Raw genomic sequence first — 16,330 nt, forward strand, 5'->3', positions numbered from 1 at the left:
TGGCCCTCTCGGCGCCTGGACGACGAGGGCTCACACTTCGAGCACTATGACCCTCGCCGATTGGTCGCGCCAATATTTTCTCCTGATTGACGGTCGCAAGCTTGACGTAGCGATACGCAGCGGAGGCCACATGCAGGTGCCGAGACCTGCCGGGGGGCGCAGATCGTTGCAAGTCACGCGCTTGCGCGACGACGCGGCCGGCGTTGGCGCTAAATGGTCGCGGGGCGCTCTGATGGGCCATTTACGGCCTCCGCAAGCCCGGATTCCACGTCTCAAAGCGCGATTCGGCGACGTCAGCCGGAGAGCCTGGGCCCCTCTGCCTGGATCTCTCACATCCAACGGTCGGCGTCGTGGCACGCGCTGGCACCGCGGGAATACCAGGGCCCCTCTTTCCTATTAATTTAGTCAGGTATCTTGTCCGACAAATTTCATATGTTAATGGTATCGGCGATCCACGTGCCGCGGCGCGCATGACCCAGACTGCAAGAAACAAGGATTTCCGATGATCATTCGAACCACCGCCCTCGCGGCCCTCCTGTCCGGCACGGCGCTGGCCGCGCAGGCCGCCGAGCCGGCCGAGGTGCTTGTCACCTATGCCGACATCGCGCTTGCCGGCTACGAGGACAGCCTGGACACCGCGCGCGCCCTGAAGGCTGCGGTCGAGGCGCTCGCCGCCGAGCCGTCGGATGCCACGCTCGAGGCCGCAAAGGAGGCCTGGAAGGCCGCCCGTATCCCCTACCAGCAGACCGAGGCCTACCGCTTCGGCAACCCGGTGGTTGACGAGTGGGAAGGCAAGGTGAATGCCTGGCCGCTGGACGAGGGCCTGATCGACTATGTCGACGGCGAGCACGGCCTGAACGACGCCAACCCGCTGGCCGGCGCCAACGTCATTGCCAATCCGCAGCTCGAGGTCTCCGGCACGACGCTGGACGCCACCGAGATCACGCCCGCCGTCCTGCGCGAGATGCACGAGATCGACGGTATCGAGGCCAACGTGACCACCGGCTACCACGCCATCGAATTCCTCCTCTGGGGGCAGGACCTGAACGGCACCGGCCCCGGCGCGGGCAACCGTCCGGCCACCGATTTCGATACGGCGAACTGCACCGGCGGAAATTGCGACCGTCGGGTCCAGTACCTGCTGGCCGCGGCCGACCTTCTGGTGACCGACCTCGAAGACGCCGTGGCGCTGTGGTCCGAGGGCGGCCAGGGCCGCACCGAGGTGACCGCCGACCCGCAGGCCGGCATGGTCATGGCCTTCACCGGCATGGGCTCGCTCTCCTACGGCGAACAGGCCGGCGAGCGCATGAAGCTCGGCCTGCTGCTGCACGATCCCGAGGAAGAGCACGACTGCTTCTCCGACAACACGCACATCAGCCACTACTACGACGCGCAGGGCATCCGGAACGTCTACACCGGCACATACGAGCGGGTTGACGGCAGCATGGTCGAGGGCCCGTCGCTCTACGACGTGGTCAAGGAACGCGACCCGGCGCTGGCCGATGCGCTGCTGGCCGATCTCGACGCCACGATGGAAAAGATGAGCGCCATCGTCGCCGCCGCCGAGGCCGGCACGGCGTATGACCAGCTGATCGCCGCCGGCAATGCCGAGGGCAACCAGCTGGTGCAGGACGCCATCGACGCGCTGGTCGCACAGACGCGCAACATCGAGCGCGCGGTCGCGGCCGTAGGCCTCGACCCGATCAGCGTCGAGGGCTCCGACAGCCTCGATTCCCCCAGCTCGGTCTTCCAGTAGATCCCTCGGTCGGGGGCACCGGCGAAGGTGCCCCCGGCATTTTGACACACGGAGCCCTGGCCATGATCGTCTGCCACTGCCAGAAAATTTCGGATCATGACATCCACGCCGCCGTCGACTGGATGCGCGCCGCCGACCCCGAAACGATCATCACGCCCGGAAAAGTGTACCGCGCGCTTGGAAAGAGGGCGAAGTGCGGCGGCTGCATGCCGCTTTTCTTGTCCACCATGCGCCGGAATGCCAACATGGAAGTCCCAGCGGATCTCCGGACGCCGGTGTTCGGAAAAGCAAAGGAAATTGGTCATGAAGGGCGATGACAAGGTTATCGACTACCTCAACAGGGCACTCCGCAGCGAGCTGACCGCCGTCAGCCAGTACTGGCTGCACTACCGCCTTCAGGACGATTGGGGCCTGAGCCGGATGGCGGCGAAGAGCCGCGAGGAAAGCATCGAGGAGATGAACCACGCCGACAAGCTGATCGAGCGTATCCTGTTCCTCGAAGGCCACCCCAACCTGCAGACGCTCGACCCGCTCCGGATCGGCCAGACGCCGAAGGAGACGCTGGAATGCGATCTCGCCGCCGAGCAGGAGGCGCAGGCGCTCTACAAGGAGGCGCGCGCCTATTGCCAGTCGATCGGCGATTTCGTGTCGATGGAGATCTTCCAGGAACTGCTGACGGACGAGGAGGGGCATATCGACTTCCTCGAGACCCAGCTCGACCTGCACGACCGGATCGGCGCGGAGCGCTATGCCCAGCTCAACGCGGGCACGATGGACGAGGCCGACTGAGCACGGCCCGCCAGGCACCGGGGGCCAGCCCCCGGACCCCCGGGATATTTTGGGACAGAAGAACATGAGAGCGGCGAGCCGCTATCTCGCGACTTGCGCCCTGGCATGGGCAACGATCCCGGCGCTGGCCGGGGCGGCCGAACCTGTGCAGGGCTGGGGCGAGCCTCACTTGCCCATCCTGCCGCGAACCGAGGCCGAGGCTGCGCGCGTCGCAGCGGTGACGGCGCCGGCGCAGGATTTCACCGCCCCCGAACCGTTCGAGACGCGGTCGGCCGGGGCGGCGACGCATTTCGACAGCCTGACCCGGGTGCCGTTTTCCCTGCCCTCCGCCAATCTGCGGCCCGATCTCGGGCTCGATTTCGGGGTCGGCAATGGGCTGTTCGAGAAGCTCTGGGTCGAGTCGCCAACGGCGACGACCGCGAGCGACGGGCTAGGCCCCCTGTTCAACGGGCGCGGCTGCAAATCCTGCCACATCCGCGACGGCCGCGGCCACCCGCCCGAGAACGCCGAGGATTTCGGGGTGTCTATGGTGCTGCGCCTGTCGGTGCCCGAGGCGGCTTCGGACCTTCCCGCCGAGATCCTCGATCATCTCAACACCGCGCCGGAGCCGGTCTATGGCGCCCAGCTTCAGGACAAGTCGGTGGCCGGGTTGGCCGCCGAGGGGCGGGTGCGGGTGGACTATGCGCCGGAAACCGTCACCCTCGCCGACGGCACGGCGGTGGAGCTGCGCCGGCCGACCTACACGATTCACCGGTTGGCCTATGGCCCGCTGCACCCCGAGGTGCAGACCAGCCCGCGCGTCGCCCTGCCGATGATCGGGCTCGGGCTGCTGGAAGCCATTCCGGAGGCGGATATCCTGGCCAATGCCGATCCCGAGGATGCAGATGGCGACGGGATTTCCGGGCGTCCGAACGTGGTCTGGTCGATAGAATACGGGCAGCGGATGCTCGGGCGCTTCGGCTGGAAGGCCGGGCAACCGACGCTGACGCAGCAGAATTCCGATGCCTTCCTCCATGACGTCGGGATCTCGACCCCGCTGCTGGCCGCCGGCTGGGGAGATTGCACCGAGGCCCAGGCCGATTGCCGCGCCGCACCGCATGGCGAGAGCGGCAATGACGAGGGCCGCGAGATCCCGACCGCGGCAATGGACCTGCTGACCCTTTACACCCGCAACCTCGCGGTGCCGGCCCGGCGGGACGTGGACGATCCGCAGGTGCTGGAAGGCAAGCGGCTGTTTCACGAGGCGGGCTGCGCGTCCTGCCACCGGCCGAAATTCGTGACCCACAGGTTGGACGGCCAGCCCGAGCAGGGTTTCCAGCTGATCTGGCCCTATACCGACCTGCTGCTGCACGACATGGGGCCGGGCCTGGCCGACGACCGGCCGGAAGCCGCCGCAACCGGGCGCGAGTGGCGTACGCCGCCGCTCTGGGGCATCGGGCTGACCTCCCGTGTGTCCGGTATCGAGACCTATCTGCACGACGGGCGGGCGCGCTCGCTCCTGGAGGCGATCCTGTGGCATGGTGGCGAGGCGGAACCTGCCCGCGACGCCGTGCGCGAGATGCCTGCCGCCGAGCGCGATGCCCTTCTGAAGTTCCTGAACTCCCTTTGAGACGAGACCGAGACATGGACAGACGCCAGTTCCTCGCCACTTCCACCGCCTTCCTCGCAGCACCGGCCTGGGCAGAGGCCGATGCCGGGGCGCCGGCCTATGTCACCGCTGCCTCGCGGCCGGACGGCAGCACCTGGATCGTGGGGCTGAGCGCCGCCGGCACGCAGCGCTTCGCGTTCCCGATCCCCGGCCGCGGCCATGCCGCCGCCCTGCACCCTTCCCGCGCCGAGGCGATCGCCATGGCGCGCCGCCCGGGCACCTTTGCCGTCGTGATGGATTGCACCGACGGGCGCGAGATCACGCGGCTGGCCTCGCCCGAGGGGCGGCACTTCTACGGCCATGGCGCCTTTACCGCGGACGGGCGCTATCTGCTGACCACCGAGAACGCCTATGACGTGCCGGAGGGGCGGCTGGGTGTCTGGGATGCCGAAGCCGGCTATGCCCGGGTCGACGACCTGCCCTCGGGCGGGATCGGCCCGCACGAGATCATCCGGCTCGCGGACGGCGGGTTCTGCGTCGCCAACGGCGGCATCCAGACCCACCCGGATTACGAGCGGCGGATGCTCAACATCCCGACGATGCGGCCGAACCTGACCTACCTGTCCGAGGCGGGCCAGATCGACGAGAGCGTCGAGCCGCCTGAGGCGATGCGGCTGAACTCGATCCGGCATATCGCGGCCAGCGGCGCGCAGGTGGCGATCGCGCTGCAATGGCAGGGCAATCCGCTGGAGCAGGTGCCGCTGATGGCGACCCATCGGCGGGGCGAGGCGCTGCAGTACCATGACCACCCGGAGACCCGGCGGCTCAAGCAATATGCCGGTTCGATCGCTCTGGCTGTGGACGGGCGCGAGATCGTGGTGACCGGGCCGAAGGGCGGGCATGTGATCTTCTTCGACGCCGCCAGTGGCAGCCCGATCCCCGGCCGCGACCTGGAGGTGGCTGCCGGGGCGGCGCCGGCTGCCGAAGGCATGGCGATCACGGTTGCCGGCGGGCTCGCCTTTGGCGACAGCCGGAGCAGCCGGTTCGTGCCGGTTCCGGGCGACTGGTCCTGGGACAATCACCTGGTGGTCATCGGCTGAGGAACGGGCGGAGAGTGCGGAGGGGGCTGTCTGCCCCTGGGCGGCCCTGGCCGCGCCCCATGAGGATATTTCTGGACAGGTGAACGCAGCCGGTCGCAGGAACTGCGTGGTAGCGCGGGACTGTAACCGGGTCGGGAGACAGGCGATGACGGCATTGGACGAGGCGGGCGCGCTTCTGGACGGCGCGGAGGGGCGGCAGGAGATGGCCGCCCGGCTGGTGCACGGCCTCGGCTTGCGGGAGGTCCTGGAACTCGGGGTCTGGCGTGGCGATTTCGCGGCGGCGATGCTGCGGGCCTGTTCGGGGATCGAGACCTACTGGATGCTCGACCCCTGGCGCCGGCTGGACGGGTGGAACAAGCCCTGGAACGTCTCGGATGCGGAGTTCGACGAGGTCTTTGCCGCCGCGATGGCGGCGACGGAGTTCGCCGGCGACCGGCGCCGGGTGCTGCGCGGAACGACCGTGGAGGCGATCGGGGAGATCCCGGACGGCAACCTCGATTTCGCCTATGTCGACGGCGATCACACCTTGCGCGGGATCACCGTCGACCTGCTGAACGTCTGGCCCAAGCTGCGCGACGGCGGCTGGCTGATGGGCGACGATTTCAGCCCGACGATCTGGCAGCACCGGGCGGAGTTCGAGCCGACCATGGTTTTTCCCTGGGCGGTCCATTTCGCCGAAGCGGTGCAATGTCCGATCCTTGCGCTGCCGCACCACCAGTTCCTGATCCGCAAGGATCTGGCGCGCCCGGGCTTCGCGCTGCGCGACCCGGACGGGCGCTACGGGCCGACCGATGTGCTGGCGCAGATGCCCCCGCCCCCGGGCGGACGGGGGTGGAAGGCGCGGGCGAAGCGGTTGGTGCGGAAGGCCTTCGGCTAGGAGGCGAAGGCGGAGATCAGGCCGGTGACCTCGGCGGTGCGCGTCTCGAGCGCGACCCGGTCGCCCCGGGTTTCCACGTTGAGCCGCAACACCGGCTCGGTGGCCGAGCGCCGCAGGTTGAGCCGCCAGTCGGGGAAGGCGAGGCCGAGACCGTCCATGCGGTCGAGCTCCGGGGCGTCGCCGGCATAGGCCGCCTCGACGGTCTGCATCGCGGCGGCCGGATCGGAGACCCGGAAGTTGATCTCGCCCGAGGACGGGAAGGCAGCCCGACGGTCGCCGATCAGCGCCGAGAGCGGCTGGCCGGTGCGGCAGACATGTTCGGCGATCAGCAGCCAGGGGATCATGCCGCTGTCGCAATACATGAAGTCCCGGAAGTAGTGATGCGCGGACATCTCGCCGCCATAGACGGCATCGACCCGGCGCATCGCGGCCTTTACGTGGACATGACCGGTGAGGGAGGCGACCGCCTCGCCGCCCGCCGCCGCCACGAGCTCCTGCGTGTTCCACATGATGCGTGGATCGTGAACGATCCTTGCGCCCGGCACCTTGCCGAGAAAGGCGGTGGCGAGAAGGCCGACGAGGTATTCGCCGTCGATGAAGCTGCCGGTCTCGTCGAACAGGAAGCAGCGGTCGAAGTCGCCGTCCCAGGCAACGCCGAAATCGGCGGCTTCTGCCTTGACCGCCTCGGCGGTTACGGGGCGGTTCTCCGGCAGCAGCGGGTTCGGGATGCCATGCGGGAAGCTGCCGTCCGGCGTGTGGTGAAGGCGGGAGAACGTGATCTCCGCGCCACGTTCGGCGAGGGCCCCGGCGATGGCATCGAAGGTCGGGCCGGCGCAGCCGTTGCCGGGGTTGACCAGGATCTTCAGGCCCTTGAGCGCGGTCGGTTCGATGAAGGAGAGCACGCGCTCGACATAGGCCGGGCGCGGGTTCTCGCGGCGCAGGGTGCCGCGCGGGCCGGTGGGGGCCTCGGCACCGGCCGCGACGCGGTCGTGGATCTCCTGGAAGCCTTCCGCAGGCGGGATCGGGCGTGCGCCGGGACCGACGAGCTTGATACCGTTGTAGTCGATCGGGTTGTGCGAGGCGGTGACCATCAGGCCGCCGCCCGCGCCGTAGTGATCGGTGGCGAAATAGACCTCCTCGGTGCCACAAAGCCCGATGTCGATCACGTCGACGCCGCTCTCCAGCAGGCCCTCCGCGAGCGCCGATGCGAAGTCCTCCGACGTAGCCCGCACGTCGCGACCGATCACGACCGTGCCCGGCGTCATGACCGCGGCAAAGGCGCGGCCGATGGCGCGGCAGGTCTCTGCGGTCAATTCCTCACCGACGCGGCCGCGCACGTCGTATCCCTTGAAACAGGCCAGTCTCATAATTCACTCCTGCCGAATTCGCCGCGACCTTAGGGGGCAAGCCGCGAGACCGCCAGCCCTGCGACCATCGGAATCGACGCGATGACTTGGCCTCGGAAACACCACGTTGCAGGATCGCCGCACTGGGCAAGGAGGGAGATCGGGAATGGGCGACTGGGCAGAGCTGGCGGCGGCCTTTGCGGTGTTCCTGCTGAGCCATTCGCTCCCCGTCCGCCCGGCCAACAAGGCGCGGCTTGTGGCGGCGCTCGGGCCGCATGGCTTCACGCTCGCCTATTCCGTGCTGTCGCTCGCGGCGCTGGTCTGGCTGATCGGTGCGGCGAGGCGCGCGCCGGTGGTGCTGCTCTGGGACCGCGCGCTCTGGCAGGACCATGTGACCCTTGCCGCCATGGGACTGGCCGTGGCGCTCGCCGCGCTTGCCATCGGCCGGCCGAACCCGCTCTCGTTCGGCGGTGCGCGCAACGCGGCCTTCGATCCGGTGCATCCCGGCATCGTCGGCTGGACGCGCCATCCGCTGCTGCTGGCGCTGCTGCTCTGGTCGCTGGCGCACCTTCTGCCCAATGGCGACCTGGCGCATGTGCTGCTGTTCGGCACCTTTGCCGGGTTCTCGGTTCTGGGGATGCGGATGATCGACCGGCGCAAGCGGCGGGAGATGGGGGCGGAGGCCTGGGAAAGGCTCGCCCGCCGGGACCGTCGGATCACGCCGACCCGCGCAGGGCTGCTGCGCCTCGGGCTCGGGGCCATCGCCTATGCCGTCCTGCTGGTGCTCCACCGACCGGTCATCGGCGTGCAGCCGATGATCTGAGCGACGTCAGACCCGCGCACCGTCGGCGTCGAAGACGTAGGCCTCCGCCGGGTCATAGGCGAGCGTGACCTCGGCGTCTCTCTGGATCTGGGACTGGCCAAAGATCCGCACCGTGACCTCGTCCCCCGCCGGGGTCCGCACCAGCAGGTGTGTGTCGCCGCCCAGCCGCTCCACATGCGCCACGGTCCCGCTGATCTGCCCGTCCTCGGCGATCCGCAGGTTCTCGGGCCGGATGCCGATGGTGTGCCCGGCCGCCCCGCCGAGCGTCTCGGCCGGCAGGAAGTTCATCGACGGCGCGCCGAGGAACCCGGCGACGAAGCGGTTCGCGGGGTTGTTGTAGAGCTCCATCGGCGCGCCGATCTGCTCCACCGCCCCGTCCCGAAGGACAACGATCTTGTCGGCCAGCGTCATCGCCTCGGTCTGATCGTGGGTGACATAGATCATCGAGGCGTCGAGCGCCTTGTGAAGGCTGGCGATCTCGATCCGGGTCTTCATGCGCAGGGCCGCATCGAGGTTGGAGAGCGGCTCGTCGAACAGGAAAAGCTTGGGCTCGCGCACGATGGCCCGCCCGATCGCGACCCGCTGGCGTTGACCGCCGGACAGCTCGGACGGGCGGCGCTTGAGATAATCCTCGAGCGACAGCATGTGGCTGGCCTTTGCGACCCGCTCCTCGATCACCGCGCGGGGCTGACCCTCCTGCTTGAGGCCGAGCGCCATGTTCCCCTCCACCGTCAGGTGCGGGTAGAGCGCGTAGGACTGGAACACCATCGCGATGCCCCGCTTGGCGGGCGGGACCTGGTTGACCATCTCCCCGCCGATCTCGACGCTTCCCTCGGTGGCGTCCTCCAAACCGGCAATCACCCGCAGCAGCGTGGACTTGCCGCACCCCGACGGGCCGACGAAGACGACGAACTCGCCCTCGTCGACTTCCAGGTCGATGTTCCGGAGCACCTCGGTCTTGCCGAAGGACTTGCAGACGTTCGAAAGTTTCAGGGCGGTCATTCGGCGTCTCCCGTGAGGTCGATAGCCCGCCCGGTACGGATGGACTCGTCGGCGGCAAGGCAGATGCGGAGCGACTGCACGGCATCCTGGGCATGGCGGGCGAGGTCGATATCCTCGACGATGGCGCGGATCATGAACGCCTGCTCGGCATCGCAGAGCTTCTGGTGGCCCGGCTCGCCGGGGAAGTCGACGATCTCGTCGCCCGAGAGCCGATGGATCTTCAGCGCCCCGACCTTCGTATGTCCCTCCACGTCGTCGGATCCCTCATCCGTCAGGCTGACGATCGACACGGCCCCGTTGGGGGAGACGATATCCTTCACGAAATGCGCGGTCTCCGACATCATCGGCCCCCAGCCGGCCTCGTACCAGCCGACGGATCCGTCCGCGAAGACCACCTGGAACTGCCCGTAATTGTACATGTCCGGCGCGATCTCGTCGGAGAGCCTGAGCCCCATCCCGTGCACCCGCACCGGCGCGGAATCGGTGATCTGGCACATCACGTCGACGTAGTGCACGCCGCAGTCGACGATGGGCGAGGTGGTCTGCATCAGCTGCTTGTGGGTCTCCCAGGTCGGCCCGTCGGACTGCTGGTTGAGGTTCAGCCGGAAGACATACGGCCCGCCCAGGCCGCGCGCCTCCGCGATCAGCCGCTGCCACGAGGGATGGTGCCGCAGGATATAACCGACGACCAGCTTGCGCCCGGTCCGCGCTGCCGTCTCGGCCACGCGCTCGGCATCGGCCACGGTCGTCGCCAGCGGCTTCTCGACGAAGACATGCGCCCCCGCCTCCATGGCAGCGCAAGCATAGTCGGCGTGGCTGTCGGAATAGGTCGCGATGCACACCAGGTCCGGCCGCGCCTCGGCCAACCCTTCCTCGAAGGTGCGAAACCGGGGATAGCCGGCGAGCGGCTCGGGCAGGTCGCGCCCGGACCGGTCGACCAGGCCCACGATCTCGGAGCCGGGATGTTCGTGGTGGGCGAGCGCATGGCTCAGTCCCATGTTGCCGAGACCGGCGATGAGGGTGCGGATCATTTGACGGCTCCCGAGGTGATGCCGCGGATCAGCTGCCGCGAGAAGATGACGTAGAGGATGAGCACCGGCAGGATCGCCATCGACAGCGCCGAGAGGACGGCGTTCCAGTCGGTCACGAACTGCCCGATAAAGACCTGGCTTCCAAGCGTCAGCGTCTTGGTGGCCTCCGCCGGCGCGAGGATCAGCGGGAACCACAGGTCGTTCCAGATCGGGATCATGTTGAACACGGCGACCGTGGCCATCGCCGGCCGGACCAGCGGCAGGACGAGACGGAAGAAGATCGTGTATTCGCTGAGCCCGTCAATTCGTCCGGCGTTCTTCAAATCGTCGCTCACCTGTTTCATGAACTCGCTAAGGATGAACACGGCGAGCGGCAGGCCCTGGGCCGTGTAGACGAGTATCAACGCCAACAGCGTGTTCACGAGGCCGGTCGCCACCATCATTTCCAGGATAGCCACCGTGCCGATCCGGATCGGGATCATGATGCCGAGCGCGAGGTAGAGCCCCATCAGCGTGTTGCCCCGGAACCGGTACTCGGCCAGCGCGAACGCCGCCATCGCCCCGAAGAGCAGGATGAAGAACAGCGAGCAGACCGTCACGATCATCGAGTTCTGGAAATAGAGGAAGAAATCCCCCTGCTTGAACACGGTCTCGTAGCCGATGGTCGAAAAGGTTTCGGCCGACGGCAGGGCAAGAGGCTCGCGGAAGATCGCCTTTCGCGTCTTGAAGCTGTTGATCAGGATCACGAAGACCGGGAACAGCGCGATCACCGTATAGGTCAGCAGGATCAGGTGCGCGGCGGCGGTGTTGAGCGGGTTGCGGCGTGCCTTGTTCATGGCGTCCCCCTCAGAACTGGTAGCGGCGCAGCCGCGTCTGGATGCCGAAGAGGTAGATGCACACCCCGATCAGGATGATCACGAACATTGCCGTGGCAATCGCCGAGCCCATGTGCGGATCGCCCAGCTGCAACTGGAAGCCGAAGAAGGTGCGATAGAGGAACGTGCCGAGGATATCGGTCGAGAAATCCGGCCCCGCCAGCGCCCCCTGTGCGGCGTAGATCAGGTCGAAGGCGTTGAAGTTGCCAACGAATGTCAGGATCGAGATGATCCCGATGGAGGGCAGGATCAGCGGCAGCTTGATCTTCCAGAAAGCGGACATGCCGGTGATGCCGTCGCATTCTCCCGCTTCCAGGATCTCCTCGGGGATCGACAGCAGCGCCGCGTAGATCAGCATCATCGGGATGCCCACGAACTGCCAGACCGAGATCAGCGCCAGCGTGGTCAGCGCGTATTCCTCTTTGCCCAGCCAGGGGGCGAAGAGCGACTTGAGACCGACCGCGTCGAGCAGCGACGGCGCGATGCCCCAGATCGGCGACAGGATCAGCTTCCAGGCAAAGCCCACGATCACGAAGCTCAGGATCGTCGGGATGAAGATCGCGGAGCGGTAGAGATGGGCGAAACGCAGCCGCGGATGGCTCAGGATCGCCGCCAGGATCACGCCGATCGGGTTCTGCACCACCATGTGGATGAAGAAGAACCAGAAGTTGTTGCCAAGGGCGTTCCAGAACTGCTCCGACCAGATCGCGTCGCCAAACAACGTCCGGAAGTTCTGGAGGCCGACAAACACCCGCTCCTGCTCGACCTCGGTGAAGAGCGAAAGGCGCAGGGTGTTGAACAGCGGAAAGATCATCACCGCCGTGTAGACGAGGACAGCGGGCGCGAGGAACACGAGGATGTGCCAGCGCGGTCGAAGTCTGTCGGACATGGTGGTCACCCTCCCGGTGCCTCGGTCTGCTTTTTGGGGGTCGCCGGCGCGCCCGTCAAATCGGACCCCGCCTGGCCTCTATCGGACGCCTGCGGCGCGGGTACTTGCGAGACGGAAGGCGCGGAATCCGCCGGACCAGGTCACCAGATCAGGTCACTTTGGACGGCTGCGACTTCTTCTGTCCGGAAATATCCCCGTCGGAGGCTCCCGAAGTGTCCGCGGGCGGGCCGGCATCAACCGGCCCGCCGCCACGGGTTACTGCTGCGGTTCGTACCAGCTCGCGAGGCCGTCCTGCAGCCGCTGCCCGGCATCCTCTGGCGATTCCGCACCCTTGATCACCTGGGCCGAGGCGTTCCACGTCTCGTTCTCGAGGTTCGGCGTGCCACGCGACAGGATCTGGTAGGTCGAGCGGATCGTCGGTTCGCACTTGCCGCGCCAGGAAACGAATTCCTGCGCCAGCGGATCCTCCATCGCCACGTCATGGCTGGAGAGCGAGAAGAAGCCCGGCAGCGCGTTGGCGTAGATCTGGGCGAATTCTTCCGAGCCGACCCAGTTGAGGAAGGTCTTCGCGGCCTCTGCGTTCGGCGAGGCGGCGTTGAGCCCGATCGCGATGTCGGTGTGGTCCGAGATGTAGCAGGTGTCGCCGGCGCTCACGACCGGCGGCGGGAAGGCGCCCATCTCGAAATCGGCCTGGGCGTTGAAGCCCGAGATCTCCCAGGAGCCGGCCGGGTAGATCGCGGCGCGGCCGAGGGTGAAGAGGTTCTGGCTGTCGGGATAGGTCTGCGCCTCGAAACCGTCGCCGAGATAGTCCTTCCACTTGGCGATCTCGCGATAGGGCGCGACCCAGGGCTCGTCCGTCAGTTTCTGCTCACCGGCGATCAGTGCCAGCCGGCCTTCCTCGCCCTTCCAGTAGGTCGGGCCGATGTTCTGGTAGCCCATTGTGGCGGCTTCCCACTGGTCGTTGGTGCCCATCGCCATCGGGATGTAGCTGCCGTCCTCCTTCAGCTTGTCGAGCACGGCGTAGAATTCGTCGACCGTTGCGGGAGGCTCGACGCCCACTTCCTCGAAGGCTTCCTTGTTGTAGATGAAGCCATGGATCACGCTCGCCATCGGCACGCAGAAGGTGGCCGAGCCGTCATCGGTCTGCCAGGCGGACTTGGCGACGTCGGAGAAGCTCGCCATCGCCTCGAGATCACTGAGGTCGGCCAGCTTGCCATCCTCGAACAGCGCCAGCGAGGCGTCGAACGGGCGGCAGGTGATAAGGTCGCCCGCGCTGCCTGCATCCAGCTTGGAGTTCAGCACCGCGTTGTACTCGGCGGGCGCGGAGGGCGTGAAGTTCACCTTGATGCCCGGATTGGCCGCTTCGAAAGCCGGGATGATCTGGTCCTGCCAGAGCGTCAGGTCGTCGTTGCGCCAGCTCTCGATGGTCAGCGTCACGTCCTGCGCCGCGGCAGGGCCGGCGACGATCGCGGTGGTGGCGAGCAACGCCGCGCCGATGATCTTGTGTGTCATGGTCCATTCCCTCTTGGTTGGTTCGGCGATCATTGCCGCCGGTTTCATGTTTCTTCTGCGATCCGGGCCAGCGCGGCGCGCAGGTTTCCCTGGTGGGTCTCGAGCAGCGCCGGCACCTTTTCCGCGGACGCGCCGGCGGCCAGCAGGACGGCCGGCTTCACCTCGCCTCCCGCCGCCTCCAGGCAGGCAGCCGCGCGTGCCTCGGAGACGTCCGCGATCCGGGCGATCATGCCGGTGGCCCGGTCGATGAGCTTGGCATTGTCGGCCCGGAGATTGACCATCATCCCGTCATGCACATGACCGAGCGCGATGCCCATCAATGTCGACATCATGTTGAGCGTCGCCTTCTGGGCCGTTCCGGCGCCCAGCCGGGTCGAACCGGAGACCACCTCGGGCGGCGTGGCGAGCAGGATCGCGACCTCGGCTTCCTCCAGCATCGGCGTGCCCGGGTTGTTGGCGATCGCGATGGTGCGGGCGCCCCGCGCACGGGCCTCGCGGAGGAAGGCGAGCGGATAGGGGGTGGTGCCGCTGGCGCTGATCGCGATCACGGCGTCGCCGTGCTGCACGCCGGACGCGGCGACAAGCGCGGCCTGCGCGTCGTCCTCGGTCGCGCCGGGCATGTTGGCGCCCTGGGGAATGCCGCCTGCCATGTGGAGCGCGATGCGGTCGGCGGGCAGACCGAAGGTGGCCTCCAGCTCTGCGGCATCAGCGAGCGCCATCAGGCCGGACGAGCCGGCGGCGGCATAGACAAGGGACCCACCAGAGCGGATCGCCTCCGCCATCAGCTCCGCGCCCCGGGCAATCTGATCCAGGGCACCGGCGACGGAGGCGAGCGCAGCCTGCTGGCTCGACAGCATCAATGCGGCAATCTCGGGCAGCGCCCGCGCATCGAGCCCCCGGGCCTCGGGATGCAGTCCTTCCGTTTCCGGAGTCGCCATCTGATTCCCCCTGACACGCACCTCAACACGATACCTTTCTAATACCTCTTGTCTACCGCAATTTGCCAAGCCGCTCCAAAATGGCAACTCAGCACACAAGTTGCATACCAACTACGCGCTTTTCTCTTCCGTTGGATGAATAGGTATCATATAGGTATCTACATGACGGAGGCAGCACCCAGACCACTCATCGGCATTGACGGCGGCGGCACTTCCTGCCGCATCGCAGTGCTGCATGACGGGCGCCGCAGCGAGGTCCGGTGCGGCCCCGCCAATGTCTCCACCGACCCCGAGGCCGCGATCTCGACCATCCTCGAAGGGCTGGACGACGCGGCGCGCGCGGCGGGGTTGTCGCCGGAGCAGATGGCGCGCGGGCAGGCCTTCGTCGGGCTCGCCGGCGCAATCGACCGGCGCGAAACCGACTTCGTGGCTGACAGGATGCCCTTCGACAGGATCGCGGTGGCCGACGACAGGCCGGCCGCGGTGATCGGTGCGCTGGCCGGGCAGGACGGAACGGTCGCCGGGCTCGGCACCGGATCGTTCATGGCCCGCAGCCGGGGCGAGTCGCTGATGCTGATCGGTGGATGGGGGCTCGCGCTCGGCGACGAGGCCTCCGGCGCCTGGCTGGGGCGCGGGTTGCTGACGCGGAGCCTGCATGCCCATGACGGGCTGCTCGAGCATTCGCCGCTGACGCGCGAGATCATGGACGAATTCGAGGGCCCGCCGGGCGTGGTCCGGTTCAGCCTGCGGGCACGGCCCGGCGATTACGGGGCCTTCGCCCCGCGCATCGTGGCAGCGGCGGGGGCGGGCGACGCGGTGGCCCAAGGCCTCATGACGGATGGCGCCAACCACCTGGAACGGTCGGTCCGGGCGCTCGGCTGGCAGGAGGGCGAGCGGCTTTGCCTGATTGGCGGGCTCGCGGCCCCCTATGCCAGCGTGCTGCCGGAAGCGATGGCGCGCGACCTGCATCCGCCGCAGGGCACGGCGCTCGACGGCGCGCTGACGCTGGCCGCCCGTGTCGGCGGGGAGGTGCGGGCATGAGCGTCGCAACCTTCCTTGATCCCGAGAACTGGATGCAGAGCGGCAGCGGTCCGCGCTACGTCCGTTTGCGCCGCCGCATCGAGGAGGGGATCGCCGAGGGCACCTTCCCGGCCGGTGCGCCGCTTCCGCCCGAGCGCGAGATCGCCACGCTCACCGGCCTGTCGCGGGTCACCGTCCGCAAGGCGATCCAGGAGCTGGCCGAGAAGGGCGTGATCGTCCAGCGGCAGGGCTCGGGCTCTTTCGTGACCGGCCCGGATGACCGGCGGGTCGAGCAATCCCTGTCCCGGCTGACCTCCTTCACCGACGACATGGCCCGGCGCGGCATGGAGTCGACGGCGACCTGGCTTGAACGAGGCATCTTCTTCCCCTCGCCCGAAGAGGTCGTGGCGCTCGCCCTGTCCTCCGGCGACTCGGTGGCGCGACTGTCTCGCCTGCGGCTGGCCGACGGCCGGCCAATGGCGATCGAGCGGGCCTCGCTGCCGCTGGAGATCCTGCCCGACCCGAAATCGGTCGGGCGCTCGCTCTACGAGGTTCTGGAACGCACCGGCAAGCACCCGGTGCGGGCGATCCAGAAGATCTCGGCCATCAACCTCGGCCCCGAGGAGGCGCGCCTGCTCGGCCTGCAGCCCAACGATGCGGGGCTCAAGATCGAACGCATGAGCTATCTCAAGGACGGCCGTGCGGCCGAATTCACCCGATCCACCTATCGCGGGGATGCCTACAATTTCGTGGCCGAACTGCGCCTGGCAAGCAAGTAGGACGG

Annotated in this window: 16 protein-coding genes; 9 read left to right on the forward strand and 7 right to left on the reverse strand. The window is 67.6% G+C overall.

Features of this window, described 5'->3' with window-relative positions; genetic code table 11:
• Positions 1-502: 502 nt before the first annotated feature.
• From CHB86_RS12365 to CHB86_RS12390, 6 genes are all read left to right on the forward strand, one after another.
• Complete coding sequence (locus tag CHB86_RS12365) at positions 503-1,756, forward strand: imelysin family protein (RefSeq protein ID WP_089233363.1); 1,254 nt, start codon at positions 503-505, stop codon at positions 1,754-1,756.
• 62 nt (positions 1,757-1,818) lie between these two features.
• Positions 1,819-2,073, forward strand: coding sequence for a (2Fe-2S)-binding protein (locus tag CHB86_RS12370; protein ID WP_089233364.1), 255 nt, complete (start codon positions 1,819-1,821; stop codon positions 2,071-2,073).
• Positions 2,060-2,545 carry a bacterioferritin gene (gene bfr / locus CHB86_RS12375; protein WP_089233365.1) on the forward strand — a complete coding sequence of 162 codons (486 nt, stop codon included), beginning with the start codon at positions 2,060-2,062 and terminating at the stop codon, positions 2,543-2,545. Before CHB86_RS12370 ends, bfr begins: the two co-directional genes overlap by 14 nt.
• 64 nt (positions 2,546-2,609) lie before the next feature.
• Positions 2,610-4,154, forward strand: a complete 1,545-nt coding sequence (locus CHB86_RS12380) for a di-heme oxidoreductase family protein (protein ID WP_089233366.1) — start codon at positions 2,610-2,612, stop codon at positions 4,152-4,154.
• 14 nt (positions 4,155-4,168) lie between these two features.
• Entirely contained in the window at positions 4,169-5,233 is a 1,065-nt protein-coding gene (locus CHB86_RS12385) for a DUF1513 domain-containing protein (protein ID WP_089233367.1), read from the forward strand.
• Positions 5,234-5,378: 145 nt separating this feature from the next.
• A complete protein-coding gene (locus CHB86_RS12390) occupies positions 5,379-6,110 on the forward strand; it encodes a class I SAM-dependent methyltransferase (protein WP_089233368.1) in 732 nt (243 codons plus the stop codon).
• On the opposite strand, the gene CHB86_RS12395 is transcribed toward CHB86_RS12390, so the two are convergent.
• Positions 6,107-7,480, reverse strand: a complete 1,374-nt coding sequence (locus CHB86_RS12395) for a phosphohexomutase domain-containing protein (protein ID WP_176442869.1) — start codon at positions 7,478-7,480, stop codon at positions 6,107-6,109. The genes CHB86_RS12390 and CHB86_RS12395 overlap by 4 nt on opposite strands.
• Before the next feature lie 142 nt (positions 7,481-7,622).
• On the opposite strand from CHB86_RS12395, the gene CHB86_RS12400 reads away from it, so the two are divergent.
• Positions 7,623-8,279, forward strand: coding sequence for an NnrU family protein (locus CHB86_RS12400; RefSeq protein WP_089233370.1), 657 nt, complete (start codon positions 7,623-7,625; stop codon positions 8,277-8,279).
• 6 nt (positions 8,280-8,285) lie between these two features.
• Here CHB86_RS12400 and CHB86_RS12405 read toward each other — a convergent pair whose 3' ends face one another.
• From CHB86_RS12405 to CHB86_RS12430, 6 genes are all read right to left on the reverse strand, one after another.
• Entirely contained in the window at positions 8,286-9,281 is a 996-nt protein-coding gene (locus CHB86_RS12405) for an ABC transporter ATP-binding protein (RefSeq protein ID WP_089233371.1), read from the reverse strand.
• Entirely contained in the window at positions 9,278-10,312 is a 1,035-nt protein-coding gene (locus tag CHB86_RS12410) for a Gfo/Idh/MocA family protein (protein WP_176442863.1), read from the reverse strand. Before CHB86_RS12410 ends, CHB86_RS12405 begins: the two co-directional genes overlap by 4 nt.
• Positions 10,309-11,148, reverse strand: a complete 840-nt coding sequence (locus tag CHB86_RS12415; protein ID WP_089233372.1) for a carbohydrate ABC transporter permease — start codon at positions 11,146-11,148, stop codon at positions 10,309-10,311. Before CHB86_RS12415 ends, CHB86_RS12410 begins: the two co-directional genes overlap by 4 nt.
• Before the next feature lie 10 nt (positions 11,149-11,158).
• Positions 11,159-12,076, reverse strand: coding sequence for a carbohydrate ABC transporter permease (locus tag CHB86_RS12420; RefSeq protein ID WP_089233373.1), 918 nt, complete (start codon positions 12,074-12,076; stop codon positions 11,159-11,161).
• Between the two features lie 255 nt (positions 12,077-12,331).
• Positions 12,332-13,588, reverse strand: coding sequence for an ABC transporter substrate-binding protein (locus CHB86_RS12425; protein ID WP_089233583.1), 1,257 nt, complete (start codon positions 13,586-13,588; stop codon positions 12,332-12,334).
• Between the two features lie 44 nt (positions 13,589-13,632).
• Complete coding sequence (locus CHB86_RS12430; protein ID WP_089233374.1) at positions 13,633-14,526, reverse strand: N-acetylmuramic acid 6-phosphate etherase; 894 nt, start codon at positions 14,524-14,526, stop codon at positions 13,633-13,635.
• Positions 14,527-14,688: 162 nt separating this feature from the next.
• Between CHB86_RS12430 and CHB86_RS12435 the strand changes: the two genes are divergently transcribed.
• On the forward strand, positions 14,689-15,567 hold the full coding sequence (locus CHB86_RS12435) for a glucosamine kinase nucleotide-binding domain-containing protein (RefSeq protein ID WP_089233375.1): 879 nt from the start codon (positions 14,689-14,691) through the stop codon (positions 15,565-15,567).
• Entirely contained in the window at positions 15,564-16,325 is a 762-nt protein-coding gene (locus CHB86_RS12440; protein ID WP_089233376.1) for a GntR family transcriptional regulator, read from the forward strand. The genes CHB86_RS12435 and CHB86_RS12440 overlap by 4 nt, the downstream gene beginning before the upstream one ends.
• Positions 16,326-16,330: the final 5 nt, after the last annotated feature.

Origin of the sequence: Tropicimonas sediminicola, from assembly GCF_900188335.1 — a bacterium.
In the GTDB taxonomy this organism is placed as follows: domain Bacteria; phylum Pseudomonadota; class Alphaproteobacteria; order Rhodobacterales; family Rhodobacteraceae; genus Tropicimonas; species Tropicimonas sediminicola.